This window comes from Borreliella japonica (genome assembly GCF_030438115.2).
Classification (GTDB): Bacteria; Spirochaetota; Spirochaetia; order Borreliales; family Borreliaceae; genus Borreliella; species Borreliella japonica.
In genome coordinates this window covers 1-26,185 of record NZ_CP179505.1, presented here as the reverse complement: position 1 = coordinate 26,185, position 26,185 = coordinate 1, and the positions used below count along the sequence as shown (strand labels likewise).

The window sequence follows — 26,185 nt, the reverse complement described above, 5'->3', positions numbered from 1 at the left end:
TTACAAAAATCTTTGATTGCTAAAATGAACACTTCTATCTCTATATCCTAAAGACAACATCAAATATGCAGCAGATATTGCATCAAGAGCATCATCGGGAGTTTTATTATCCCCTTTATAAGCGTAAATATCGCTAAATACAGTAGAACTACTATACTTTGCAATATAAAGTTTTTTGTAGGTAATAGGTGTAATTAGCGATGCTATTCTACTAAACTTATTAGACTTTGGCTTTACTGGGGCAATTCTAAAATATTGACTCATATTCTTTCTAAGAGTCATATATTCACGCGTCAATCCTCCAGCGCCTTTAGTATTGTCTCTATCTTCTATGTAAAGCGTGTGTACATTGAAATTTTGTAAAACAGTCTTGACCATATTCATAATATAAGGGTCAATAGCCGGTCGTTGATCTTGAAATACAAAAGCATAGTACTTATCATCGACTCTCTCCATAACACATAACGCAGTATTATCACCTCCAATACTAAACGCTGGGTCTAAATATGCTATCGGGCTAGTAAATACATAGTCTTGCATAATATTAATTTGTGTGAAAATTGAGTCGGTGCTTGCTATCCACTCTCCTAGCAAAACTCTTGCCTTGTACGCTGGTATATCTTTATAGAGTTTCTCTTGAGTTTTGATAAATTCTTTACTTAGGAGAACATTATCGTAAGTTGTAAAATTATATGTCTTAAAAGTAGCTGTATTATTGATATAATCAGTTTTGAAATAATGTTCTGGATGATCTGGATTGGTATCAAAAATAATAGTTTCTTGCGCGCACCTAAGTCTTTTTAATACTTCCTCTAAAGTTTGCTTATGTAAAGTAGTAGCCTCATTTACAAAAATAAGTGCTGAATTACTACCCCTAAACCTTTCAAAATCACTTGCCTTGTCCCCGCCATATAAATTAATCCGTAGTGAATCAATCAGTATATATGAATTATTCCTATGTCTTGGAATATATGAAATATTAAGAAGTTTGCATAGCTTTTCAAATTGACCCAAAACATTAACTTCAACTGAACGTTGAGAATTGCCTATGATGAAATTATTAGTATCACTGGAATATAACTCTTTATTTGCAATTAAACTTTTAATAAACAGATAACATGCAAGATACGTTTTGCCGCTAGCTATACCGCCACTGAGTATAATTTTCTTTTCGTTGTTCTTTTGGATACTTTTTATCACCCTATTTTGCTTTACAGTTAAATATTTCTCTTCAAACTGAGCAAAATCAACCAAAGAGTTTGTTTTTCCAAAAAACTTAGATATATCAACTCCAAACTGATTTTTGTATTCCTTTTGAAGTGTTGTAAAAAATTTTGTTTGATATAAATTCACTTGTGCCCTTTACTACTTTTGTAGTTACTTTTACTCTCAACTTCATGTGCAGAAGTTAGCTTTTTCATACATTCATAGTAAAGCTCCATTTCCCTTATTGAACACTCCTTTATCAGGTCATTAAGCTCACTCTTTAACAAACTAATTTTTTCATTAACATCATTTTTCTTGTTACATTTTTTATTCAAAAAGGCAATTTCGGATTGTAAATCTTCTATTTTTGAATTCATGTTGGCAAGTTCAATGCTTGCATATTGTTTAAATGCTCGTATAAATCCTAATTCTAAATTAGAGCGCTCTAAATCTAATTCTCCCTTAATTTTTCTAGCTTTAGCTTCTGATTTAAAAGTTTGGGCTACAAGACGTTCAAAAGTATCTTCACTAATTATTACTCTAGAATTATCACCAACAGAAGTTTCCCCACTCTCCCATTTTTGTCTCATTCTCCATACATTTACTCTAGAAACTCCAAGTTTAGCTGCTATTTCTTTATCATCCAATAATCCTTCTCTAAAGTAGACAACATAATCATCAAAAGAACGTTTAACTTTTTTCAAAAAATTTCTCTAAAGTAACAATATTAACAAATTGTTACTCTAAATAGTAAAGCAATTTAATGAATTGTTAACATAAACTAATAACTTCTTTATACCTATTGACGGGTGTTTAATATTTATTGGCTTTTATTGATTTAGGAACAGTAGTTTTCTAACTTATTGCATTTTGCTATAGCTCGACTATATAAGTTTGTAAAAACCTTTTATTGTATTAACAAGCTTATTACTTGTGTAAACTCCCTTGTCATAGCTGTGTATGCTCGTAAATAATACATCTGCGAAACTATTCAAAGCAACCATTTGACCCCGTTTTAGACCTTGTTTAAGCTTATAAATAGCACCATAAACAAATAACAAAAACATATAAGATTTTGTTTCTCCTAGCTTTTTTAAACAGTCTTCTAATATTCCCTCTTTGTAGCTAAAATCAACTCTATTTTCAAAATCATTTTCGCGTTTTTTTATTATATATTCATCTTTTAGAATATCTTTAATAAAAATTTTTACAGTTTCTAAATCTTGTGCTGCTAGATAAAAACTGTATATTTGTCTTTTTTGCCTCAAGGTTGGTTGGATAGTTCTATAGAGCTTATGTATTTCCTTTTTTGTTTCCTTATCTAAATTATCATAAAAATCTGAAACTTTATTAGCATGCATATTGTCTATAATAATAGAGCAAAAACATAATATCTCAAACAATAATTTTTGTTATTTTTAGTTAAAAATTCTCTAAAAAAGAAAACAAGACTTTTTGGTAGTCTTGTTCTTCATATTTTATACTTTTGAAAACCATTTTTTATTACTTTTTCTTTTCTTCTTTTTTATCTTCTAACTTTTTGAGCTCATCATCAATATTTTTAAGTGCATCATCTATAACCTTTTTTGCAAAATCATCAGTATTGGTACCATCATCAACAGAATAACTTCCATTTACACAAAATTCTTTAGCATACCTTAAAGCTTCCTGCCCAATTTTACCTTGTTTTTTAACTTTCTCAGTATTTTCTCCAGTTGCAGATTCAACTTGTCTTTTAAATTCCTCAAGTTTTCTCTTAGCCTCTTCTAAAGATTTTTTCCTTTCATCTTTTTTCTTTTTTAAGCTATCTTCAAGTTCCTTTAATTCCTTTTCAAGTTTTTCCTTATCTTCTTTTCTATCTTTTAATTTTTTCAACTCTTCTCTTATTTCTTTTACTTCTTTTTCATAATCAGAATATGTTCCAATAGGAGTTTTATCATCCGATTTCCCCATTTTATCATTTAATTCTTTTATTTTTTTTTCAATCTCTTCTTTTAATTTTGAATCTTCTGAATCTTCATCAACACCTTGAGCTACCTGCTCTTGTAGTTGCCCTTGTGATGCATCAGCTTGCATCAATTCTTCTTTAACTTTTGAAAAAACTTCTGATCCGAAGTTTTTAAGCCCTTCAGTCAACTCTTCTTTTTTTGCCTCCAAAAATCCCTTAACTTTTTGTTCTACACCTTGTTTAATTTCCTTAGCTTGTTCTTTTAAATCTTCACCACTTGCATAATTCTTGCAAGAAAGTATCAACGCAAAAATGGCATAAATAATCAACATTTTTTTATTCATAAGTTACTCCGTAAGCCTAAACATAATGCAACCTCCAATAAATACAATTTTTTAAAGATTTAAATATCTAATTTTGTTACATTTTGCGTTACAAAGTAACAAAACTCAAATGTAATTTTAATCAACTCCCAAAAATCTCTCCATTGCAAATGTTATACTCATTACAAAAGAATACAAAATACATACAAATCAAATTTCAGAGTCTTTGCTATATATCAGTTAAAGTATACTATCTTTCTTATCCGACCTCCTTAGAAATTGACACTTCTGTTTATTACAGATACTCTAAATACCAAATTCTGCTTGCAATGAGAGACACCAAAATTTGACTAAAATTTTACGTTTTTGGTAAAATATAAATTGCAATTTTTATCTATTTTTATTACTTTTACTTAATTTAAAAGTAACACTTTCAAGGAGAGGATTTTATGGACTTTAATAATTATCTTAATTTAAATAAAGACACTACAGATTTTTTTCTCAAACTATTAAAAGATCATCAAAAATTAATAGATGAAAACAAAATTCTAAAAAATTCTCTAAAAAACTCGACTAAAACTAAAAAAGAAAATCTAAAACCCAGTCCTAAGTTTTACTTAACTCCAAAAACTAGCAAACTAATTGAAAAATGTATAAAACAACTAAAACAAATTGATCCAATATCTGGATGGTTTGTATATTTGCTTTCAATAACTGGATGTAGGGGCACTGAAATTCAAAAAGTAAAAATGCAAGATATTACCCAGTTATCAAACAAAACTGGTGAAATTTATTACAATATCAAAGTAAATGTAGCAAAAAAAAGAAGTATCTCTTGTATTAGAGAAATTGTTATTGACTCTAAGGAGTTTGACGCTATTCAAACAGCGCACAAAAATCATTTCGAAGAAAAAAATCTTGATACTAGAAGAACTTATCTTTTCCAAAAAACCAAACATAAGTTTAAAGATAATCAAATTAGCATTATCAATATTTCTAGAAAATTCAAAAATCTTCTTAAAAAGTCGGGCTTTAAGGCAAACAAATCACTTCATTTGTGCAGAAATTTATTTATTTCGAATTTGAAGTCCAATGGTTATAATTCTTTTCAAATTAAAGAACTTATGAAATATTCTTCAACCCATGAAATTGATAATATCTACGGACTCTCTTCTGCAAACAAAATTCAAGCTTATAAATGCACCAAAAATAGCTTAAAGCTGTAGTAAGACTATCTAAGCTTAAATATACGCTTTGAAGTTACTTTAAATAGTTTTCCATTAAGCTTTAAATCAAGTGAATCATATAATATTTCTTTCTCTTTTGTAGCAATAAAGTGTGATCCATTAACACCCTCAATTTTAACTTCACTTATTTCAAATTCATTCGCAGCCACAAAGTAATTGGAAGATTCATATCTAACACTAGTTCTAATTCCATAATAATTAAGTATCATACAGGGATCATTAATAAAACAATTTTTCTTGATGTACCCGAGTCCTAAAAATCTGCGATACGCCACATTTATTCCAAAAGCATTAAATTCAATATTCTTCAACAAACTTGTATAATAATGCAAGCATAAAAAATAACACCCCCATCTTTGTATCTCTCCAAGTAAACTCCTATTTTTTTGTTTTATTTTACTAATAAGCATTAATTAATCCTCCAATGTTAAATATTTTTTTTTAATTTTTTTAGTGCCCCCATTCAAAAGGGGACACTATTTGCATACGACATATTGCTCATATTGCTAGGCAAGTAAAATTTATTATTTGTTGTCGAAAGTTCCGTAAATCTATCTGCTATTGCCCTTTTCTTAGGATCGTAATTGAACACAAATTGTTTGAATCTGTAATTTACATGATTAATTAGTGGATATTTATCTAAAATTTCATTGATTTTAATTTTGAGCCGTTCTTTAATAGGTTTTTCTCTCCTTTTGTTTTCATTTTGAATTTTATCTAGTTCTGATTTTAGATTGTCAATCTCAATCAGCTTACACTCAAGATTAACAGCAGACTCTTCGGTTTTAATCTCAAGGTCAGTGCACTCAACATACTCTACAAATTCATTTATCCAGTCAAACTCAACTCCAGATCGATAAAAATCACTCTTTACTACCAACTCCTCAATCTCTTCAATAAACTTAATAAACATATCATTATCATAATCACTTGAGATTAATAAATCAGACCCATTCTTTTCAAGAATTTCGTTTCTTACGTTGAAAACTTCCCATTCACATTTTTGAACAAATTCTAAAACTTTTGATATCAAAGAATTATTTCTCTTTATCTTACAGTTAACCGGTGCGGCGTCTATTAAGAAGAATAAATTACAATACTCAAGTCCAGTACATGCTAGCTGCATTTGTGCTTGCACATAGTACTTGAAAAAATACTTACTACTTAAAAAATTGCCATTTTTATTGTACTCGGCTATAGCACTACTCATATAATTAGAATCACTATTCTTAATCTCTAAAAGCTCTAAATCACCACCATTATTTATAAACCATCCATCAATCGTTGAGCCTACTAAAGTTGTAAAACCATCCATTTTTTTGAAATAATTATATTTATCAACACCGTTGGCATATTTGTTTTTATACAAAACATCAATATTATCACCGTGAGCTTTAACAAACTCTCTAAATCCTAGATTTTCCAACTCTTTACCCTTGAGCATATACAAATTCTCTTCAAAAGGCATACTCATACCAAAATATTTAAGCACTCTGTTTATCATCAAGTCTTTAAGTCCAGCTCCACCAATTAGAACAGTACCCACTTCACTAGCTCCATATTTATTGAGTTTGTTTCTCTGCACGCTAAAATCAATATTTCGATTAAACTTAAAACATTCTTGACTACTTATTCCTGGTAATTTTTTGCCTATCTTGCTTAATTTGCTTTTTTCTTTAATGGGAAGAGCTTTTTCCTCAAATATTTCACAACCAATAAAACTTTGTTGATCAAAATTCATCATGTTGGATACTCCGTTTTGTATATTATCTTGAATATTTAAATTATTATTTTTTGAAACTTCTGTCATTTTAAGTTTCCTCCTTGTTTAGATATAAATAATTATATAGCAAAAACTATTTTTACCAAGTTTTTTACAAAAATTTTTGCAAAAAAGTGGGACTTAACGAAATTCTTTTATTAGAAAATCTGTTAAGTCCCAACCTAATTAAATTGATTTTTGATTTATGATACTAACATTTTTTTAGCTATACCTATTATATAATAATATATGTTTTTGTCAACTTTTACACAAAATTTCTTGTAAATAAAAATATGGAGAACTTATAGAATTTCTTTCGTAAGAGATTTTCTATAAATTCCCACTAATGATTTTTGGAAAATTCTAAATAATTAACCTTCGTTGGTGTTTATGCAATCAACGTTATTTGACAATAATATAACAAAAATAGTTGTTGTCAATTTATTTGTAAAACTTTTTGTCAAAAAACAGTGGGAACTTTATTAAATTCTCTTAACAAGAGAATTTAATAAAGTCAAGGGTTTAGCAGAATTTATTATAAAAATAATTCTACTAATTAATCATAATTCACTTTAGAATTAAAATCAATTTGTCTTTTTACCAAAAAAAGAACTTATTTAAATTCTTTTGTTATAAAATTCAAATAAGTTCTAATTTGGAATAGATCAAAAATAAAACGTTATTTTCCAATAAAATTCATTGGTTTTAATGATATAATACTTGGAAAAGTCACATTATATAATTTTTCATTATTTGACGCCTTGTATATATTGCATTAAAAATGAATGTATAAACGGTCCAAAAATTGCTGCTGCAATTATCATAAAATGTATCATTCTATTACCCATATTAAGATCTTTTCGTAAATTTTTTACTTCATTGTCTATTTTAAAATTTAAGTTCTTTTCTACATTGTCTATTTTAAAATTTAAATTTTTTTCTACATTGTCTATTTTAACATTTAAAATAGATATATCTTTTTGCAAACTCTTTTCTACATTATCTATCTTAACGTCCAAATTAGATATATCTTTTTGTAAATTCTTCTCTACATTATCTATCTTAGTATTAAGTTCGTTTTTAACAGAATCTATCTTGGCAGTAAGCTCACTTTTTACACTATCTATTTTAATGTCTAAATTAGATATATCTTTTCGTAAATTCTTTTCTACATTAATTATTTTCTCTTTTAAAAATTCAAAGTTGTAATTATCATTATGAAGAAAAACAAAATCTATTGCCTCCTCACTAAACCCTATGTTTAAAAATTCATTTTTTATACTTTCTATATTGTATGTTCTATATGCTAAATTGTTCATAAAATTCTCTTATTACCCTTTTAATTGTTTATACCTTTTTAAAAGTTTATTAACTAAATCTCTTTGACTTTCAAAAAGTTCATCTAATAAAAACCCCGTAAATTTAGCATTACTTTTGTAAAAATCATAACTTTCTTTACTTTTAAGTTGAAATCTTAACGGCTTTATTGGGTTTTGCCTTGATTTTTTAAATGTTGAACTTTCTTTATCTCTTAATGATAATAAAGACATAGTAAGTCCATTCTCTATAATAAATGCCTCTTCTAAAAGGCCCTCTTCCATAGCATTGGCTATTCTAATGTAGTCATACACTTGAGTTCTTGCTATTCTATAATTTTTTGCAAAGGAATTAAAACTCGTATATCCATCTAATTTGTAATATTCATTATCTTTTATCTCTTTTAAAATTTTAATAAATTCTATTTTATGAAAAATTTCTTTTTTAAAATTATTTACTAATTTATTTTTCAATTTTTCATAATATTCTAATTGATTATTATCCTTTTCTTCTAAATTTCTTTTGTTTATTTTTACTAACATAATATCACCTCAAATGAAAATTTTTTGTCATTGACAAGTTGTCCCGATTGGGGACAAACTAAATTAACATACTTTATACCTTTTCCATTATTTTTAAATAATCCAAAAATTTATTAATAGCATTTTTATATTCATGCATATAATCCTTTTCCAAGGAAAACTCAGAATTACTAGCTATATTTTTGTTTAAGTCTTCCCTTTCAGATATAATGCCTAAAAAATCGCCTCTATTCTTCAATAAATTTAAAAATTCCTTATGTGTATTATTCTTTTTAAATCTTGTTATGAGTAAAAATACTGGAATTTTTAAACCTAATTTGTTTAAAAAATAATCAAATAAATCTAAACATTCAACTGCCCATTTTTCAGCTATTATTGGAACAATAATATAATCACTACTAAACATTGCATTTTTAAATGCAATGTCAAAACTAGGGGCTGTATCTAATATTATATATTTATAATCACTGCTAAAACAGCTTAAATTTGATTTTAATAACAAGTCCTTAAATTCTATTTCAATTTCATTAAGCATATGCAAGCTTAAATAGCTTGGCAATAAATCCAAATTGTCTTCGATTTTTATAATTGCTTTTTCAATATCCAAATCATTAGCCAAAACTTCATATATATTGTTAAATTTTAAATTTATATTCTCTTCTTGAATTTTATCTTGATAATAACTAGTAACTGATGCTTGTGTATCCATATCTATTAACAATACTTTATTTTTTTTTGACAACAAAAATGCCAATGCTAGGCAAGTTGTGCTTTTACCAACACCGCCTTTGATTGACGCAATTGTAATTATTTTAGGTTTTTTATTATCCATTTCGTTAGTGGTCCTTGTTCGGGGTATTTTTTCCCATAAAATTCATATACTTGTTTTTCCAAATCTGTAAACATACTAAATAATATTTTGTTGTAGTGATTACTCATTCTCTCTTTATATAATAAGCGGTATAATCCCTTGAAATAAAAAAACACACTACCTGCTTTAAATCTAACTTCCATATAATATGCCCTTGCAAAGCCGTAGGATTTTCTAGTTCCGTTTTTTTCATACTTTATAATTGCCTTTTTTATTGGTTTTCTAAAGCCGTAAAAAATTCCTAAAAATTTATCCCCTTCTTTAATAGGGTATAAATGTGTTTCTTCAACAATTCTTTCTCCATTAAATAAGGCCCTCAGTGATACTCGGAATTCATTTTTTTTCTTTTTTTTATTCTCATAAACTCCAAATTTATAAACGTCCATCATTATTTTTGTATGGTACATTGCTTTACCATTTTCTTTTTGAATCAAAATAAACCGTTCTTTATTTTTGCACTCAACTTTACATTTACCTTTTTTATTGGCTCAGGTGCAGTTTCCATATTTAATCCTTATACAACCTTTTTACTAAATTCTTCTATCGTTAAAGAATTTCTTATTATCTCTAATAAATCATTATAATACGTGTTAAATACTTTATTGTATTCTAATTTCTTTTTACTACTTAAATAGGCTTTTACAATTGGTTTTAGGGCTTCAATATCTGTCGTATTTTTTAGCCGTTCAATAAGTATATTGAAAGTGTTTATCTTCAAATTCTCATAATTTTTTGAAGAATTTTCTTTTTTTATCTCAATTATTTTTTCTAATTTGAGAGTTATTTTGCTTAAATCGTTATATTTTTGATGTTCAATTATAAAATGGGGCTTATTTTTGTAATTTTCATATATTTTTTTAAATTCTGTTTCCAATTGTTTTGGATTATATCCGTTTTTTTCCAATTCTTTTTGAGTATTGTTTAAAGTTTCTTTCAATTTGTTTTGCTTTTCTTTGAAAGAAATTTTGTTAAAATGTATATTTTTACTTTTTGTTGTTTTAATTTCAAATCTTTTTAAAGCTTTAATTAGTTCAATTTTTTTATCTTTACTAATATCTAATTTTATTAAAATTAGAAGAAATTCTTTATTTTTAAAGTTACATTTATTGTAATAGTTTATTACTTGAAAATTTTCTATCTGTTTATTTCTTTCTTCTTTTTTATTATTATTTTTATTACTTAAACACTCCTTAAAATTTACACTCCCATTTTTAGTAAATTTCTCTTTAAGGCCTATTTCAACCCTTTTTTCAAATCTTGATTGTTTTTTTTCTTCAAAGAATTTGTTTATCTTAAAGTAACACTCTTTTTTTGAAAAATTAAGTTGATAGTATATTTCAGTACCAAAGTTCACCCCTAAGTGTTTGTGATAATTAGTTGTGACTTTAAATTTTTTTTCTAATTCGTAAAGATAATTTTGCAGAGTTTTTAGCTTAACGGGCGCCAGACCATTTCTTTTTAAATTTTCATTAAAATAATAAAGTATATTGCTTTGTGAATATTTTTTATATTTGGTGTTTACGTAATTTAGTGTTGAAATAAGAACAATTAATTTGCGTTGGTGTTTGTTGTGGCAATTTGGACTTTTTTTATTGGTTGAAACTTCTATCATTGTAAGTTTTCTCCTTGTTTAGAATTAATAATTACTAACAATATAATGCATAATTTTGATTTAAAAGTAAATACTTTCCTAAAAAAATATTAAATTAAATTATTAATCCTATTAATCTAATACACTTTTTATAATTTAGTAAAAAAGATAAATTGATTTTAATTCTAAATTGGGCTACACTACAAATAGCGTAGTGAAACTTCTTAGTTTTCCTACCTTGTTTAGAATTTGCAAAAAATTAATAAGATAAATAGTCTAGTGGGGTCTTAGCGAGATTCTTTGTAAAGAGAGTTTGGTTAAGTCCCACTATTTTTTGTAAAAAATTTTTGTAAAAAACTTGGTAAAAATAGTTTTTGCTATATAATTATTTATATCTAAACAAGGAGGATGACGATTATGTCACATACAAATAATAATTTAAATATTCAAGATAATATGCAAAATAATATTCAAGCAGAAATAGACTTCAAAAAAGATATGCACACTCTAATTATAAATTTATCAGGGATTGATAAAAATCTTCAGGGATATGGTTATAAGTATCAGAATTATAACGAAATAGCTAAAGAAATTAAAAACGTTATTAAAAATCATAATTTAGATATTTGTTTATGGCAATATCCAACTTCTAAATATGTAGATGGTCAAAAGGAGCACGTTATTAGGACTACATTTTTCAGTAAAAGTACTAGATATGAATTTTCTTTTGATACACCAATGTTTACAGAAAATTTACAATTCAACGATAATGATGATGAAAATAGTACTAAAGTTACAAATACAGTGTATCATCGATTTGGCTCAGCTATTACTTATACCAAAAGGTATGCGTTAGCTTCATTTCTCATGGTAGAAAGTGAAATGGATACCGATGCAGACCCTAATTACAATAATTATGAAAACAAAAATTATATGCCTAACAAGCAAATTAGTGTTAATCAAAAGCGAGAACAAAAAAAAGATAGGTTTTATTACTACAGTATTTTTAAAGACGCTCTATCTAATATAAAAAATTGGGTAAATAGCTCTACAACAAAAGATAATATAAACTCAATTATTCAAAAAATAAGCTTTATTCAGAATATAGATCCCAACAATATTGATGATATCAAGAAAATTGAAGCCGATTTAATCTCGTATTTTGAGAAAAATAGTGATTTTAAGAGTATAAACTATTGGGCTGAGATTATAAAAGACTATTTCAAGAGAAATAATAGATTAAAGGATTTGCAAGATTTTGAAAAGTTTATGTCGTTTAAGCAACCTATTTATGGTGCTAGCCCGCTAATATTCTTTAGTGTCTTGAAAATATATAAACAATTTGATTATATATTTGCAGCATAGCAATATGTTTAAAGCCCCCAAATAAGGGGGCTAGTATATTATTGATAAATGTCGCACATACAAATTGCTTGTTGTACTTGATCTATATCATCACCGTAAAGTGCCCCTTGAACTATGCCTTTGAAAATGGCTTCCTGTTCGGCAGCAGTTTGTTTCCCCTTACATTTATCAAGTTCGGTTTTTATGTGGTCAAGTGCTATTTTTATTTTGTTTTCATCATGTTGTAAAAATCTGTCAAATTCTCCTTCACCAGTCAAGGCGGTTTTTAACCAATCAAGGCGTATTTTTTGATCGTCAGTCAGTTTTTCTTTAAGAAGGTCTTCTCTAGATTTTGGGATTTCTTGTTGTGGCTTTTTTAGGAGCTCTTTTTGTAGTTCTTTTTGCCCCAAATCATATTTTTCCTTATTTTTTGCTTGTTGGGGCTCAATAGGTTTATTCTTGTTTTTAAAAGTGTCGTTATCAGTAGCATTGCAGCTGTTTAGGATTAGTAAAAATAAACAAAATAATACATTGATAATTTTCATTTTTATTCTCCTTTTTTATCTCTAGTACAATATGTTGAGTAATAATAAGATTTATATTTATAAATATAGCTCTTATTTTTAAAAATATTGTTAATTTACAAGGATCAAAACAGAGTGTTTAGAAATGATAAATTATATATTTTGAGGATTATTTGTAATTTCTATTTGAAAAACCTAGTAACTAGCGATACAACAACTGTTGTTATGATAGATATAGCAATAGGGACTACTACTATTGTCACAATAGTTATTATTCTGTTGCTCACCTTAAGTTTTTCTGATAATACATTATTATTACTTTCCATTTTTTCTGATAATAACTTATTGTTGATTTCCATCTTTTCTAATAATAATTGAGTATTAATTTGCAGCGCTTTTTTAAGATCTTGTGCCAAATTAGACATATCTTGTTTTAAATTCTTTTCTACAGTATCAATTTTAACGTTAAGTTCACTTTTAACAGAATCTATCTTAGCGTCTAAATTATCTATCTTGATATTTAAATTCTTTTCTACGGTGTCTATCTTAGCGTCTAAATTATCTATCTTGATATTTAAATTCTTTTCTACGAAATCTATCTTAGTATTTAAATTCTTTTCTACAGAATTTATCTTAACGGTAAGTTCACTTTTAACAGAATCTATCTTAGTATCTAAATTTTTCTCTACACTATCAATCTTAGAAACAAGATTATCAAACTTTATCCCAAATTGTTTTTCTAAATTTTCTAAATCTCTATATGTAAGTTCATTGTGATAATATCTTTTGGATAAATCTTGTGCTATTAATTGTTCCATTCCCAATCTTATAAATTCATTATATATTTGTTCTTCACTTACAGTATTTGTTAGCACGGGTTTCATAATATTTTTCCTTTATAGTCATATTATACACTATTTTGGGTTAATAGGGGTTGTCTATTAACAATATAAAGTATAATTTCTTGCAAGAAAAAACTTTTTGTAATTCACATTTTTAATCTTGAATACTGATTATAGACTTTTTTTGCAATGGGTTTTGTTTTTTGAATGTATTCTAAAAGTAGTTTGATATTATGTTTTACTGAAGTCATTGTGTGTTCGTCTTTTAGTGTTGATAAATCTGGATAAGTAAATTCTGGATAATTTGTATCATTAACTTTAACTTTTGTTTTAGCTAAAAATGTTACAAGGTACATAACATAATCTGATAATTGAGCCTCATATTTAGCTAAAGCGCCTAGTGTTTTAATAATTGGTGGTTTTGGTTCGTCTGGTAGGCTAGCAATGGTGCTACAACATAGTAGTAAAGTAAGTAATAAGTAGTTTGCTAGTTTAAGCATTATCACCCCTTTTAAGTATATTGACGTATTCCCGCATGATTTTATTGCGTTTTGCTTTTAATGAGGAGATAATTTTATTACTTTTACTGCTAGCAATAGCCTCTATTATCTCAAGATTGTATTTTAATATATCTTGTATTTCTTCAAATATTTTAGTTGATTCGGCCGTTTCCATAGATTTTAATGTTCCAATATATGTTTTATAGAAAAAATCTATTACCCTATTAAAAGTATTAATGTAATTATGATCTATGTTTGTATCAGTTTTAGCTATGTTAGTTAAGCTGGATAGTAAATTAAGCCCTAAACCAATAGTGTTATTTTGCATTATTTGTTCTTTCCTTATAGATAGGTTTTCCTTCTTGATTGAATTTTAGATTATTAGATATTTTTAGATTTTTTTCATCAGAATTAACTAGATCAATACATTGATTGATTTTCTCATTTATTGGGGCCAGTGTTTTTAATATTGTTGGAGTTAATGCACTTTCAAGTCTTTCCATATTTGCTGTATATATTAATTGATAATGAGAATATAGTTCATAAACCAAAAAGAATCCCTTATGTGCCATTTCATCAAATTCATCTTCAAATTTAGAAAATATATCAATAAGGTTTGATAAAGACGTAAGTCCAAGCTCAACATTATCTTTAGATAATTTCATAAATTAATCTCGTTTTTTAATATGATTGTTGCCATTTCCATTTTTAAAAATCTTGCCTATTGCTATAGATAATATGTCTTTTAGTAACGGCTTGAGAAGAATTAACACTCCTAAAACTATTACTGTTACAAAAATCATTACGGCTATTAGTTTAATTTCATTTAGATTAATAAGAAGTTCAGTTATTTTAATATCCATTTTTCAATCCCTCATTTTAATTTTTGCTAAAAAATTTTACAGCTTTAATAGATATGGGACGTCACTTCCTGATAAGTAGGATCTTTTTTGAACATACCATCCTTTATACATTGGGAATCTAGAATCAATATCAGAGTAGCTTTTATGTTTATAAACTAAATTTCTCTCAGTTTCATCTGCATATTTTAAGTATAATTTTCGCGTCTGATTGTAATGATGTGTTATATCAAGTTCTATATCAAGGTAAATGATTTGATCGTCATAATTTTTATAAAAAATAAGACTTACTTCTTGATAGTCTTCCAAATTGATAACTATTCTTTTATGTTCGTAGCTAGACCAATAAATTGTAGAGTCCGAAACCCTGCCACCAAAGGAAAATTCTGACGGCACACCGAGTAATTGTTTGGGAACAGGTGTTTTTTGAATAGTGTCTGAAGAGGGCATTATCAAAAGATTATCACTTCTAGATAGAGTAGCGGATGATATGCTACTTGTGAGGCGGGATTTAATTTTACTAAAAAGGTTAGAAAGCTTATCAGAATCATTGCCAATTAGCTTGTCTATTACTTTTGCGTAAATCTTTTTTACAAACTCCGTATCAGCTGCAAGTTCTTCGGCAATTGTAGATTTAATTATCTCCTTAAAATAGCCTAGCTCTTCCCCTTTAAATGTTTGATGGTTTACGGTTTTTAAAAAGTTTTTAAAGGTGATAGCGTTGCTACTTGCAACTCCATCATCAAGTAGTAAAAGATCAGTGTTTTTAACAGTCGTAACCTTATTTAAATCTTTGATTTGGACTGTTTCTTCCTCATCAATTAATAATTTTTCTTCTTCTCCAGCCATATAGCCTCCTTAATTGTTAAAAGTAATAATATTGTTACCAGTTTCATTATTAATTTTGAGAACTCTACCAATAGGAATAATCCCCTTTATAAAAGCATAAATTGAATGATCATAGCCTTTGGGAAGTGAGTTGAATACTAAAGCCTTTTTAGATGCAGCGTATCCTTTTTTCTTTTCTCTAATTAGTATCTTTTTAGGCCTTTTCCCTTTTGCAGTACTGGGTGTAATGAATGCAGTAAAGTTTGTCTTTATTGCCCCTTTTAAAGAGATATCAATAACACCAGCTTCAGGTGTAGTAACTGAAATATCCACATTCAAAAAAGCCTTAAAAATCAGTCTAAATGACTCGTCAGTGCCAATATGTCGTAAAGCAAAAATAACACTATTGATATTGCTTGTAATACTTTGTAGAGTTTGAGTTTTTGCATAAAAAATTGATAAGACTTGAGATATCCATATGGCAATATATCTTGATTTTATATTTTCTTTTGCATCAATGGATATGAAATTGGAATTAAGTGCTTTAAGCTCATTAAGAAGTTTTTGTGCGTACTCAGTTTCTGTACTTATAAATTTTTGAACTTCAGTGTTTTTTAAAAAATTAGGTATTTTCATACTTTTTAAGTATCAATGTCAATAAGTAGTCGATCAGTTGTATTGAAAAGCAGCATTGTATCATCAGTGATAGCAATATCTTGATTTGTTTGAAAATCGCCATCACTGATTTTTGAGATACTTTCAGTGTCTGTATCTTTAACACAAACTTTAATTTCCATAAACTTAATCCCTTTTACTTCATTGACTGGAGCAAAAAAGTCTTGATATTCAAAGCTAATGCCCATATCAGAATAGTTATTTGAAATAATCCTAGAATATATGTTTCTAATTTGAGAGTCTATGTTTAAGTAGAGATAGTTTTTAAGATCAAGTTTGTACTTTACTTTCATATAAACATATTTTCTTTTTCCCAGTGATATTTTGTAGGATTTAAGTTGCCCGGTTGGGTTGAGTCCATCAATTTCTCACTTACTCTACTAACAGCATTGCCAATAACAGTTCCTAGAGCGCTACCTATAGCAATTTTGGCAACAAGTCCTTTCCCTTGAGAAGCCGCTAGCATTTTACTTTTTGCTTTTGATTCTTTTGCAAGCTCTTTATACTCAAGGCGCCTTTTATCTCTATCAGACATTAAAGACCTTTTGAAAGCTTCTTTTCGAGCTTTTTCAAAACCCATGCCTTGTTTCATAAGCTTTTTAGTTTGTGTAAGTCTATATTTCTCAACACGCTCTCTTAAGCTTTCAAATTTAGTTTGTTTGCTTAATTCTTTTTTCTTATCCGACAAATTACTTTTTACAATATCTTTAGTACTACCCAAACTAGATTTTTTAGGCTTAAGATATTTTTCCATTTTGGTAATATCTTGTTCGATAGCTTTTTTTGTTGCTGCATGATCAAGAACGCCCTTAAATTTAATGGTGAATTTGTCGCTCATTAATCCCTCATTTACTTAAAATTAATTCATACAATTCTTTTTCTAATTTAAGATCAGCAATACGGTTAACTTCTAAAAGCTCATCATAAGGCATTTTCTTAACATCATCGTATGAGCAAATATTCATAATTACTGGAAAATAGTATTTATCGTTTTTTATCTCTTCAATCAAGTTGAAATACTTTTTTCTAGTCTCATTAAGACTTGCAATAGCTTTGTCAATATCTTTATTTATTTTCCTCATTTAGCAACCAGTTCATTAGAATTTGATGTAAGTGAAGCAGCTACTTTTTCATAATCAAAATTATCATCGATATAATCAAAAGTAACAAAATCGCCAACATTATTTTCGTATTCACTCAAATATGCTAAAGCGGGTTTTTTAAGGTCATTATCTGCGTGAAAAGTATTGAATTGCGCGGTGTAGATAATAGCAACAAGATAGTCCTTATAATAAGAGATAAATTCTCTATTTGCATCTAGAATTACATAAAATTCGTCTAAAAACTTTGGACTTATCATTAAGCTTGTAATTTCTCTTAAGTATTTAACTTCATTAAGCTTATAAATAGCGTCGCTTTGATTAAATCCTAGTACTCTATCCCATTCGTAGACTGGTAATACTCTAAGTGGGTATTCATAGGTTTTATTTTTGGTTAAAATTTTCATTTTATATCTCATTATCATGGAAAGATTCTCCTTTTAACTTTTATTTGGGTGTGTTTTTTGGCAATTAATAGCCCTAATCTCAAAAGTCACTTTTTCAGCTTCTGCTGAATAACTTCTTGAGGGTTCTTCAGTGAAAATTGCATGGTTAGAAATAATTTTGGTAGCAATTCTATCATTGAATGCTAAATCAAGCATTTTATCATATTTGCTAACATCCATGTTATAAAACTGATCGTCTGCAATTTCAGTTAACGCAATATAGTCATGACTGCCTAGAGTGACTTCAATGTTGAAAATATAAGTTATAGTTTTAGGGTCACGTAAGCTTATTACAGGAAATCCTTTGTCTTCAGTACTAACAACTGCTCTTGTAGTAGGCTCGCTTGTAAGCTCTAGTTTACCACTGTGCAGTTGTATACCACCGATTGAAAAATAAACTTCCCTTAAATCATAAAATTGCATAATTTTTAACTCCTTATACGTTTAAACTATTTTGATAATCAACTATATCTTGAGAAGTAATCACTAAAGTAGCTGCATTAATACTAAAGTTGTAAGTAATATTCACGCTAAGTTCCAATTTAAGCTGTTTGGTGCCTGATAGGGTAAGCTTTAAGTCCTTGTATTCTACAAGTAGTCCCCTATCAATAAACCGTTTGAGTAGGCATTCAATTGCTGAAGTATAGGCATTATCTCTAGCGCCACTAAGTTGTAGTGCAGATAATTTACTATTTTGTCTATTGTTTTTATTCCAAATTCGAATAAGCTCAACAATAGCCTCATTTTTTATGTAGTGGTAAGTAAAAATCTCGTCTATTGCTTTACCAGAAAGATCAACACCCTCCTTAAAAGCAGATATACCGTCAAGACCAGTCTCGTTAAGAAGTGAGTAAAAGTTAATTTTTGCATCCCTTAACTTTTTAATTACAGCATCGTCAAGAAGTGGTGTAGTAGCTAATGGCATACCATATGGATTAACAGAGTGGAAAATGCTTGCTTGATGCAAATATGCACTTATAAATTTAAGGTGTAAATTATCTCTATTATTGCTATAAACAACAATATTTCTTTCTTTCTCAAGATTGCTTTTATCCTTAAATAGTTCTTTTATCTCTTGCTCTTTAGTTGAGAATACAAAAAAAGTTGAAGACATTTTAAACTTAGCATAGTCATCTTTATAAACAGTTAGTCCATCATCTGAATTGTCCCCTTCAGTATTAATAAGCACAACAAAAGAGTGCCTATACGCTTTAAGATAGTTTTTAAGTTCCTCGAGCTTATCCTTATAAATGAAAAGAACAACTGATTTTAAGGACTCTTCAGTTGAATTGAAAAAATTTGACATTGCGGTTTTCAATAGTGTTTTTTCTTTTCCAAACTGATCTTGTCCATTTCCATTATCTTTTTCTAAAGTTTCAATTTCTTTTTCATAGTTATTAACAGTCAAACTCAATGTTTTATAGTTAGCAGCATCTTTGTTAACTTTAATTTTGGCTGTTTTGTAGACCAAAAGTGGATTGTAATAGTTGGGTGTATTAGCTTGAATGCTAGAGTCTACCAAACTTACACTAATTGTATTTTCAGGCAATTACGTACTCCTCCTTTAAAATTTCTGTTGCTTTTACACTAGCATTGAATGCTACAGATGCACTGTATGCATGATTGCTATATTTTGTACCTAAATTTATTAGTCCAACTGTTTGCATATTAGATGTTGGGTAAATGTAAAAGTTGATTTTATTTACATACTCGGGTTGAGATTGATTTTCTAAAGTATACTTATGGACTCTATTATGTAGAAACTCGCTAAGCATACCATAAAGTATTAGCATACGCGAATTAGCATCAAAATCTTTAGCATTTAATACTACTGCAATAATATATATTTGGAAATTCACACTAAATTCCAAAGCATTTTCATAAAATGCACCAGTTTTGCAGTCATGATCAAATAGATGTTCTGTACCATCAAATTTCAATGCTATTATATTGGGGCTAGCAGCTGTAATTTTTGAAAGGTACGGATGATTGTAAGTATTTATAATATCGCATTCAAAATTATTTTCAGTTGCATAGACCTTAAAGCCTTTAAATATTTGGATTAAATGATTTAAAATCGAATCTAAAGTTACAATCATTCAAGCACCTTATAAGTTAGTTCTGATAACATTTTTGATGTATCAACAAGTGGGATTGATGCAGTGCTACTACCTTTTCTTAATTTGCTTTTGATTGTACTATCCTTTAAACCCGGTGTAACTTGCCCTGAGAGTACATAATTCTCATAGTATCTTACAAAAGCTTCTCCAATAGCACTCATTCCTAATTTAGGCTCAATATTGAACTTAGAATTTATATAACTATTGTTGATATATTCTCTAAATTCAGAACTACCAGCAATTTTAGTTAAATGTTTTCTTACTGGTAATTTAGCGCCGCCTTTCTCGTGCATCCTAGCAATATTAGAACGACCTCCAAACCAACCAATTTCCAATTCAATTGTAAAGTCTAGTCCGTCCATATAAATTCCTTTAAAACCAGCGTAAAGTATCCTATTGAAGAGTCAATGCTAAATATTTCAAAGTAAACCAAATCTGAAATTGATATTCGGTCTTTTAGTTCAAAGTTAAGATCTTGATATGTGTAAAGTTTAGAATACCCTTGAATATCAGATATATTGGAGTCATAAAGCATTGCAAGTTCTTGTGGTTTTATGTCAATAATTACTCCAGCAAATTCGGTGTACTTATTCTTATCAAATACTCTTTGATAAGAATCGTCATTTTCAAGTTTTACAACAGTGCCTTTATAAAATCTTAAAGGGCTAGGATCCTTAAAAACGTTGATCATACGTGTAGACATATCTGAGAGTCTTTTTCTAACGCCACTCACTATACAACTCCTACACAAGACGGCGTTGAGGTTTCTCTTTTTAGTTTTTCTAAAAATGCATCAAGTTGTGAACAAAAGTTCTTATTTGATCCACAACTTTCTCCACCGCCCTCTTCGCCTCCACCACTGCTAGGATAATAATCAAGTTCAAGCTCATTGAATTTCTCTTTTTTAATCCTTTCAAATTCAAATTCTCGAACAACTCCTTGCTTTCTTAATTGACAACCCATATGATAAAAGGTAAGTAAAAATATTTGTTCATATGTAAGTGAACTAGCGTCAATACCACGTGTTACCAAAATAGCTTGAAGTAAAGATAAGTGAAGTAGAAAATTTTGCCTACTTAGTGCTAGTTGATCTATTCCTAATAGCAATAACACTTGAGAATGAAGTTTCGTTGTTAAGAGTTCTTCTTCATTTTCAGCTTGTACTTGCAAGTCCTTTTGTTCGCTCATTTTATTTGCCTTATCTTATTAACTTTGTTTAATGTTCACTTGCAAAATAGTCTTCTTGGTAGCAAGTAGACCTCCTAAAACAAAATCAATGTATGAATGCGCAATATCAGTTGAATCCTTATCAACTTGTTCATTTGGTGTAGGCAACATATACTTGCTAGGCTTAAATTTAATAAGCGCTGAGTTTAACGGATAAATGAGTATTTGATGTTTTAGCAAGTTTGAAGTTTCAATATAAACATCTTCTCGATTATTAATAGCTTTAATAGTTTGGATCAAAACATCTTCCCATTTTTCACAACTTGATGTAACAGCTTGGCCTACTGCATATGGTTTTACCAATTTCAATGAAGTTGCGGGGTCAACTATCACCATCATAGGTGTAGAAAATTCGTCGCCTAACTCTAATTTTGAAAGTCCTGCTTCAATTTTTTCAAATATTTTATCCATCTTATCCTTATCACCTTGTGCAACTTCTTCTTTTATCTGTTCCGGCATATTAAGTAGTCCGTACATATTAGGAAGTAAACGTTTTTGATTTTTTCCGTCCTTTTGAATTGAAACAGTTCCTGTTAGTACAAAGTGATTAATAAGTTTGATAATTTCACTACTTGCAAGCTTATAAGCTTGAGCAAAAGGCAATAAATTATTATTAATGTCGCCAATATATGAGTCTGAAGTGTAAAATTTTTCAGAAGTCTGCTTTAAATGTCTAAATTTGTATTGTAATTTTAAATAGTTCAGTCTAACTACTTCAGAACTAAACCCAATAGTTGAGATAGTATTAACCTCATTAGCAATTGTTGTAGGATTAGCATTTAAAAACGCGTCCCATTTTACAGTTCTTTGATATCCCATTTTAAGATCAACATCTTCAATCTGATCAGGTAAAAACCATTTATACATAATGGGGTCTTTAACTTCTCCTATAATATTAGCTACAGATTTTGCATAATAATTTTCATCGTAAAGTTCCATTTAAAACCTCCTTAATTTTTTTAATTTTTACTTACAGCTTTATTTCCAAACACTGCTACTTTTATTAAATGAACATCATTACTAATTTGCTTTGCATCAGATAGCGCTATTGCATTAACAGTTGTCTTATTTTGTCCTCCTGAGACCTTTTCTAGAGCGCCGTCTTTATTAAAAATAAGCTTGTCTTTTGCTTTAGGTGTAGAATCTTTTGCAACCAGGTAACCCTCAAAATTATTTGTAATTGGAACAATAGTAGCTGTTTTGCTAAACTCGTCTACATCAATGCATATTCCGTATAAGTCTTCACCGCCTCCGGCCTCAACATGGGGCTCATAGTGAATTTCATCCTTTTTTTCTTCTTGAATAACTCTTTTTACTCCGCGCTTATAGGGATACCCCGAATATGGATGATTTTCCAACTTATCAAAACTACTAGTTCTAATGCCTCCAGAAGCAAAAAATTGGACATTCTTATCTCTAAACTCAATAGAATTGCCTAGTAAACCAGTATAATGTTGTGGATTTTTCATAAACTTTTCTAGCTTACTGCGCTTTTCTTGATACTCTTTTACTAATTGCGTTGTATCTGCCATTAACTTTCCTCCTTTTAAATTCTTTAGTCTTAACCACTAGCAGCAACTATTGTTTTCTCAAGGCCTCTATTGCCAAAAATTGTAACTTTTATTAAATTAATCGAATAATCTTGTCTTATGTTTTCAGCTTGTTTATCCTTATCTTCTGATGCAAACTTGATTGTAAATGAATCAGAAAGTGCATAAGCATTAATTAATGTTGGGGGCCCACCATCAGCCTTGATAATAACTCCATCTGAATTAATGTCTAATATTTGACCCGATTTTATACTAGGATTTCTTGTAACAAGGTACCCCTCAAAGTTATTTGTAATTGGCAAAACATACGCAGTACAACTAAATTCGCATACATCAACACATATGCCATACATATCATTATCAGCACCAACCTCAACATATACGGAGTTCTCTTTTGGAACAAGTTTAACCCCACGCTTATATGGAAAACTCTTTTTTGGATCGTAGAAATATTCTTCTATTTTGTCCGTATAACTTGAACATGCAAATGTATAAGCATCAACTAGCTCATTCTTAGACTGAAAACAACCACTTGAACTGCTAAAAACCTTATTTTCAACAGAACTCATTGATTTTGCATATTTTTTGAATTTCAAAAGAATATCATCAAGTTCTTTAACCGACTCAAGATATGGGTCCATTACTGCATCATCTTCAGCTTGTCTTGCTTGACGCCTAGCTCTAGGAGCAGCAGGTTGAAACTCTGCCTGAAAGCCTAATTGTGGATTATTATCAACACCATCCGGAACTTGCTCTTTACCTTTTAAAGCCATTTAATTACCCTTTTAAAGCTCTATTTCCAAAAACGCTAGCAAGCACTATATGTAACTCTTCGGTTAATTTATGGACTTTTGAAAGCGCTATAGCATTAATAGTTTTATCAGAACCACTAGTCTTTTCAAGTTCTCCCTGCGCATTAAAATGCAGCTTCTCACCCGGCTTTATATCAGTTCCTGGTTTCTTAAATACTAAATATCCTGTAAAGTTGTTTGTAATTGGAATTACAGTTGCCATACCAGTAAACTCGTCTATATCAGTGCATACTCCATACAAATCATCACCACCTCCAGCCTCAACTTCAAGTTCTGATGTACCATCAGCACTAAAACTAAACTTTACTCCGCGCTTGTAGGGATACCCTTTAGCAGGATAATTTTCTATTTTGTCTTTACTACTAGTCCAAACTCCATCAGAATTAGAGTAAATTAAATTTTTATCCCTAAACTCAATAGAATTGCTAAGTAAGCTAGCATTTTGCTGGGGATTTTTCATTAATGCTTTAATTTCCTCAACTTTTTTATCAAACTCTTGTTTAATTTTTGTAATATCACTCATTAAAAACTCCTTTAAGCAATGTTTCTTCTGTTATCTCTTTTTAGATTTTCATAAAATTGAACTCGTCTTTGCTTGTAAGTATTGCTTAAAGCTTGCACAAACTCTGTGAAATTAATTGGTACAAAATTAGGATCAAGCAAACTTACTCTCTCTTCTGATTTAGCAATAATATTTCCTTTAATAACCTCAACAGAAGATGAATTGCTATTAGCATTTTTTCTTAATTTGATATTCACTTTAGCCAAAGAAACAAGTTGTTCTAGTATCTCTCCATCAATATGGCTTATGTCTGATACTTTGGAAATAGCTTTAACTTGCTCAATTGGAACAAACTTGCGAACAAGTTCTCTGCGTTGTGCCTGCATAATGTCTTTTAGAGTATATCCTTTTGCAAGTAGTACCTCTTTATTAAAATGACTGCTAAGATGCGCTTTTGCAAGTGTATCAATTTCATTAATGCGCTCTGCCTCCAGTAATAATTGCTTTTCAACACGCTCTCTCTCTTCAACTTCAGCAAGTTCTTTTGTTATTCGCTCATTTATACTTAAATCACGAGTTGTTTCTTTAGGTTTTGCATTACTTGCTTGTTCTTTTAAGCTCATATACTCTTCAAATTCCTGGGTGCTTATAACTTTAGTATCAGATTTAACTTGATGTTCTTCTTTAACTTGATCCTCAATTATTTCTTTCTTTTCATTTTCAATCACTTCTTAACTCCTTTTCTCAAAATGAGAATAATTTTTCTTTTAAAAAAGCTCGTTCCTCGTTATTGAAAGAACTGCTCTGTATAAGATCGTTATATTTGCTATAAAGCTCAATTAGCTTAATATCTCTTTCCACCTTTTGATCATCACTCAACATCACTAATGAATTGAACTTCATATCAAGTCCAAAATACTTATTAAGCTTTAAATTACAAGCATTCTGGATTTGTTCTTGTACACCTTTTAGAAAATCATAATAATTGCTCCTATCACCTTTACCATCATTTCCAAGTCCTTTAGCTTGCTCGTTGAAACTTCTTGTTAAAGGCTCCTTAGTATCAGCACCAATTTTTGCTTTAATTAATGCTAAGGCCTCTTTTAAATAGGTAAGATCGTATTTAATAACTTCTAAACTAGCACTCGGAGTAGCTGTGTAAAACATCCCCTCATTACTTAGATTGCTTTTAAGCCTAGCAAGCTCATTCTACAATGAGTCATTAAGGCTGCGTAAATTAGAAATATCTTTACTATGATTATTTGAGTTTTGTTTTCTTAGAAAGGATGATAAAAAGCTATTGCCTTTTTCATTATTACTACTCTGAGTTAGCGCACTCAAAGACGTTGTTGCGCTAGAAAGCGCGTCTTGTAGCTGCACTAAAGACTCGTCTTTGTAAAACAAAAAATTGTGGTTTTCAATACGTTTTTCTATTTCAACGTATATCTTCTCAAATAGGTAAATATCTAGCAAAAAACTTTCCGTATAACACGGAACATATCTTTTTAAGATATAATCAAAGTTTTCGTATATTATAAGTCGATTTTTGTGTATTTTGACCGTATCAAAAGAATTACTTCCATTATTAGTTCTTACTTTGTAAGTTACATAATCAAAGTCAACCCCCAAGTCTCTTACAGATTCATAATCAAGGTATTCAAATCCAATAGGTAACTCTATATTAACAGGTCTTTCAAGGTCTACTAGTGTATCTTTAGTTTTTACTAAAATGTATCCAATTCCATGAAAACGGAAGCTTATAATACAATTTAGTAAAGCATTTTTAAGTTGCACTTTTAATCTAGCAAGCTCGAGCTCACTAACATGACTAGTAGTATACTCAAGAATAATTCCGTTCTTAAGACAATCTTCTGCTACATTTTCTATGTAATTTCTAAAAAATATTGAATATCTATATAGTTCCAGTGAACTTATTTTATCTATCAGTTTTGCTTTTCTTAAATCATACATTTTTTACTTCTTATTCTTAATTTTCTTAATTAAATTAAATGTATAATAGCAAAAACTAATATTTTTGTCAATAAAAT

At 28.9% G+C, this 26,185-nt stretch carries 33 protein-coding genes and 4 pseudogenes; 2 read left to right on the top strand and 35 right to left on the bottom strand.

Annotation, left to right across the window (positions count from 1 at the left end; translation table 11 throughout):
* The 4 genes from QIA21_RS06555 to QIA21_RS06540 all read right to left on the bottom strand — a co-directional run bounded on the left by QIA21_RS06555 (position 1) and on the right by QIA21_RS06540 (position 3,498).
* On the bottom strand, positions 1-1,353 hold the full coding sequence (locus QIA21_RS06555; protein WP_418905758.1) for a PBSX family phage terminase large subunit: 1,353 nt from the start codon (positions 1,351-1,353) through the stop codon (positions 1-3).
* Positions 1,350-1,910 (bottom strand): DUF603 domain-containing protein, encoded by a 561-nt coding sequence (locus tag QIA21_RS06550; RefSeq protein ID WP_418905757.1) that lies wholly within the window; start codon positions 1,908-1,910, stop codon positions 1,350-1,352. The genes QIA21_RS06555 and QIA21_RS06550 overlap by 4 nt, the downstream gene beginning before the upstream one ends.
* A gap of 180 nt (positions 1,911-2,090) precedes the next feature.
* Positions 2,091-2,567, bottom strand: a complete 477-nt coding sequence (locus QIA21_RS06545) for a DUF643 domain-containing protein (RefSeq protein ID WP_418905756.1) — start codon at positions 2,565-2,567, stop codon at positions 2,091-2,093.
* Positions 2,568-2,709: 142 nt separating this feature from the next.
* A complete protein-coding gene (locus tag QIA21_RS06540) occupies positions 2,710-3,498 on the bottom strand; it encodes a hypothetical protein (protein WP_418905755.1) in 789 nt (262 codons plus the stop codon).
* 428 nt (positions 3,499-3,926) lie between these two features.
* Between QIA21_RS06540 and QIA21_RS06535 the strand changes: the two genes are divergently transcribed.
* The gene (locus QIA21_RS06535) at positions 3,927-4,703 is read left to right on the top strand and encodes a tyrosine-type recombinase/integrase (RefSeq protein ID WP_418905754.1); all 777 of its coding nucleotides are present in this window, start codon (positions 3,927-3,929) and stop codon (positions 4,701-4,703) included.
* A 5-nt stretch (positions 4,704-4,708) separates the two neighbouring features.
* On the opposite strand, the gene QIA21_RS06530 is transcribed toward QIA21_RS06535, so the two are convergent.
* The 7 genes and pseudogenes from QIA21_RS06530 to QIA21_RS06500 form a co-directional block, all read right to left on the bottom strand.
* A complete protein-coding gene (locus tag QIA21_RS06530) occupies positions 4,709-5,134 on the bottom strand; it encodes a DUF261 domain-containing protein (protein WP_418905722.1) in 426 nt (141 codons plus the stop codon).
* 53 nt (positions 5,135-5,187) lie between these two features.
* A complete protein-coding gene (locus QIA21_RS06525; protein ID WP_418905753.1) occupies positions 5,188-6,534 on the bottom strand; it encodes a DUF244 domain-containing protein in 1,347 nt (448 codons plus the stop codon).
* A gap of 701 nt (positions 6,535-7,235) precedes the next feature.
* On the bottom strand, positions 7,236-7,805 hold the full coding sequence (bdr, locus tag QIA21_RS06520; RefSeq protein WP_418905752.1) for a Bdr family repetitive protein: 570 nt from the start codon (positions 7,803-7,805) through the stop codon (positions 7,236-7,238).
* Between the two features lie 12 nt (positions 7,806-7,817).
* Positions 7,818-8,345 (bottom strand): chromosome replication/partitioning protein, encoded by a 528-nt coding sequence (locus QIA21_RS06515; protein ID WP_418456348.1) that lies wholly within the window; start codon positions 8,343-8,345, stop codon positions 7,818-7,820.
* A 73-nt stretch (positions 8,346-8,418) separates the two neighbouring features.
* Positions 8,419-9,177: a ParA family protein gene (locus tag QIA21_RS06510; RefSeq protein WP_418905751.1), complete on the bottom strand. Its 759-nt coding sequence runs from the start codon at positions 9,175-9,177 to the stop codon at positions 8,419-8,421.
* A pseudogene (locus QIA21_RS06505) lies at positions 9,153-9,721 on the bottom strand (DUF226 domain-containing protein). The gene QIA21_RS06510 and the pseudogene QIA21_RS06505 overlap by 25 nt, the downstream one beginning before the upstream one ends.
* A gap of 9 nt (positions 9,722-9,730) precedes the next feature.
* Positions 9,731-10,828, bottom strand: a complete 1,098-nt coding sequence (locus QIA21_RS06500) for a plasmid maintenance protein (protein ID WP_418905750.1) — start codon at positions 10,826-10,828, stop codon at positions 9,731-9,733.
* Between the two features lie 396 nt (positions 10,829-11,224).
* Here QIA21_RS06500 and QIA21_RS06495 point away from each other — a divergent pair, with 396 nt between their 5' ends.
* Entirely contained in the window at positions 11,225-12,172 is a 948-nt protein-coding gene (locus QIA21_RS06495; RefSeq protein ID WP_418905771.1) for an ERF family protein, read from the top strand.
* Between the two features lie 38 nt (positions 12,173-12,210).
* On the opposite strand, the gene QIA21_RS06490 is transcribed toward QIA21_RS06495, so the two are convergent.
* From QIA21_RS06490 to QIA21_RS06375, 24 genes and pseudogenes are all read right to left on the bottom strand, one after another.
* Entirely contained in the window at positions 12,211-12,696 is a 486-nt protein-coding gene (locus QIA21_RS06490) for an Mlp family lipoprotein (protein WP_418905749.1), read from the bottom strand.
* Positions 12,697-12,857: 161 nt separating this feature from the next.
* Positions 12,858-13,559, bottom strand: a complete 702-nt coding sequence (gene bdr, locus QIA21_RS06485) for a Bdr family repetitive protein (protein ID WP_418905770.1) — start codon at positions 13,557-13,559, stop codon at positions 12,858-12,860.
* A gap of 104 nt (positions 13,560-13,663) precedes the next feature.
* A complete protein-coding gene (locus QIA21_RS06480) occupies positions 13,664-14,017 on the bottom strand; it encodes a BBA14 family lipoprotein (RefSeq protein ID WP_418905769.1) in 354 nt (117 codons plus the stop codon).
* A complete protein-coding gene (locus QIA21_RS06475) occupies positions 14,010-14,345 on the bottom strand; it encodes a BlyB family putative holin accessory protein (protein WP_418905768.1) in 336 nt (111 codons plus the stop codon). The genes QIA21_RS06480 and QIA21_RS06475 overlap by 8 nt, the downstream gene beginning before the upstream one ends.
* The gene (locus QIA21_RS06470) at positions 14,335-14,682 is read right to left on the bottom strand and encodes a BlyB family putative holin accessory protein (protein WP_418905767.1); all 348 of its coding nucleotides are present in this window, start codon (positions 14,680-14,682) and stop codon (positions 14,335-14,337) included. The genes QIA21_RS06475 and QIA21_RS06470 overlap by 11 nt, the downstream gene beginning before the upstream one ends.
* A 3-nt stretch (positions 14,683-14,685) precedes the next feature.
* Positions 14,686-14,880 carry a BlyA family holin gene (locus tag QIA21_RS06465; protein WP_418905746.1) on the bottom strand — a complete coding sequence of 65 codons (195 nt, stop codon included), beginning with the start codon at positions 14,878-14,880 and terminating at the stop codon, positions 14,686-14,688.
* 36 nt (positions 14,881-14,916) lie between these two features.
* Positions 14,917-15,726: a DUF685 domain-containing protein gene (locus tag QIA21_RS06460; RefSeq protein ID WP_418905766.1), complete on the bottom strand. Its 810-nt coding sequence runs from the start codon at positions 15,724-15,726 to the stop codon at positions 14,917-14,919.
* 9 nt (positions 15,727-15,735) lie between these two features.
* A complete protein-coding gene (locus QIA21_RS06455; protein WP_418905765.1) occupies positions 15,736-16,341 on the bottom strand; it encodes a DUF735 family protein in 606 nt (201 codons plus the stop codon).
* Between the two features lie 5 nt (positions 16,342-16,346).
* Positions 16,347-16,748, bottom strand: a pseudogene (locus QIA21_RS06450) (DUF276 domain-containing protein); the annotation flags it as partial.
* Positions 16,739-17,218, bottom strand: a pseudogene (locus QIA21_RS06445) (DUF759 family protein); the annotation flags it as partial. The pseudogenes QIA21_RS06450 and QIA21_RS06445, both read right to left, overlap by 10 nt.
* Before the next feature lie 7 nt (positions 17,219-17,225).
* Positions 17,226-17,462: a DUF1322 family protein gene (locus QIA21_RS06440; RefSeq protein ID WP_418905738.1), complete on the bottom strand. Its 237-nt coding sequence runs from the start codon at positions 17,460-17,462 to the stop codon at positions 17,226-17,228.
* Positions 17,459-17,905, bottom strand: coding sequence for a DUF1473 family protein (locus QIA21_RS06435; protein ID WP_418905737.1), 447 nt, complete (start codon positions 17,903-17,905; stop codon positions 17,459-17,461). Before QIA21_RS06435 ends, QIA21_RS06440 begins: the two co-directional genes overlap by 4 nt.
* Before the next feature lie 15 nt (positions 17,906-17,920).
* Complete coding sequence (locus QIA21_RS06430; protein ID WP_006434231.1) at positions 17,921-18,349, bottom strand: DUF1463 family protein; 429 nt, start codon at positions 18,347-18,349, stop codon at positions 17,921-17,923.
* A 13-nt stretch (positions 18,350-18,362) separates the two neighbouring features.
* Entirely contained in the window at positions 18,363-19,475 is a 1,113-nt protein-coding gene (locus QIA21_RS06425; protein WP_418905764.1) for a DUF787 family protein, read from the bottom strand.
* Positions 19,468-20,025 (bottom strand): DUF764 family protein, encoded by a 558-nt coding sequence (locus QIA21_RS06420; RefSeq protein ID WP_418905763.1) that lies wholly within the window; start codon positions 20,023-20,025, stop codon positions 19,468-19,470. The genes QIA21_RS06425 and QIA21_RS06420 overlap by 8 nt, the downstream gene beginning before the upstream one ends.
* Complete coding sequence (locus QIA21_RS06415; RefSeq protein WP_418905762.1) at positions 20,022-20,408, bottom strand: hypothetical protein; 387 nt, start codon at positions 20,406-20,408, stop codon at positions 20,022-20,024. The genes QIA21_RS06420 and QIA21_RS06415 overlap by 4 nt, the downstream gene beginning before the upstream one ends.
* Positions 20,396-20,779 carry a DUF1506 family protein gene (locus QIA21_RS06410; protein WP_418905733.1) on the bottom strand — a complete coding sequence of 128 codons (384 nt, stop codon included), beginning with the start codon at positions 20,777-20,779 and terminating at the stop codon, positions 20,396-20,398. The genes QIA21_RS06415 and QIA21_RS06410 overlap by 13 nt, the downstream gene beginning before the upstream one ends.
* Complete coding sequence (locus QIA21_RS06405; RefSeq protein ID WP_418456171.1) at positions 20,779-21,234, bottom strand: DUF3890 domain-containing protein; 456 nt, start codon at positions 21,232-21,234, stop codon at positions 20,779-20,781. Before QIA21_RS06405 ends, QIA21_RS06410 begins: the two co-directional genes overlap by 1 nt.
* Before the next feature lie 18 nt (positions 21,235-21,252).
* Positions 21,253-22,212 (bottom strand): hypothetical protein, encoded by a 960-nt coding sequence (locus tag QIA21_RS06400; protein WP_418905732.1) that lies wholly within the window; start codon positions 22,210-22,212, stop codon positions 21,253-21,255.
* Between the two features lie 20 nt (positions 22,213-22,232).
* On the bottom strand, positions 22,233-22,805 hold the full coding sequence (locus tag QIA21_RS06395) for a DUF228 domain-containing protein (RefSeq protein WP_418905761.1): 573 nt from the start codon (positions 22,803-22,805) through the stop codon (positions 22,233-22,235).
* 29 nt (positions 22,806-22,834) lie between these two features.
* Positions 22,835-23,596, bottom strand: coding sequence for a DUF228 domain-containing protein (locus tag QIA21_RS06390; RefSeq protein ID WP_418905760.1), 762 nt, complete (start codon positions 23,594-23,596; stop codon positions 22,835-22,837).
* A gap of 4 nt (positions 23,597-23,600) precedes the next feature.
* Entirely contained in the window at positions 23,601-24,158 is a 558-nt protein-coding gene (locus QIA21_RS06385; protein WP_418905759.1) for a DUF228 domain-containing protein, read from the bottom strand.
* Positions 24,159-24,169: 11 nt separating this feature from the next.
* Positions 24,170-24,865 (bottom strand): DUF1357 family protein, encoded by a 696-nt coding sequence (locus QIA21_RS06380; protein ID WP_418905728.1) that lies wholly within the window; start codon positions 24,863-24,865, stop codon positions 24,170-24,172.
* A 16-nt stretch (positions 24,866-24,881) separates the two neighbouring features.
* Positions 24,882-26,108 (bottom strand): annotated as a pseudogene (locus QIA21_RS06375) (anti-CBASS protein Acb1 family protein).
* Positions 26,109-26,185 lie beyond the last annotated feature (77 nt).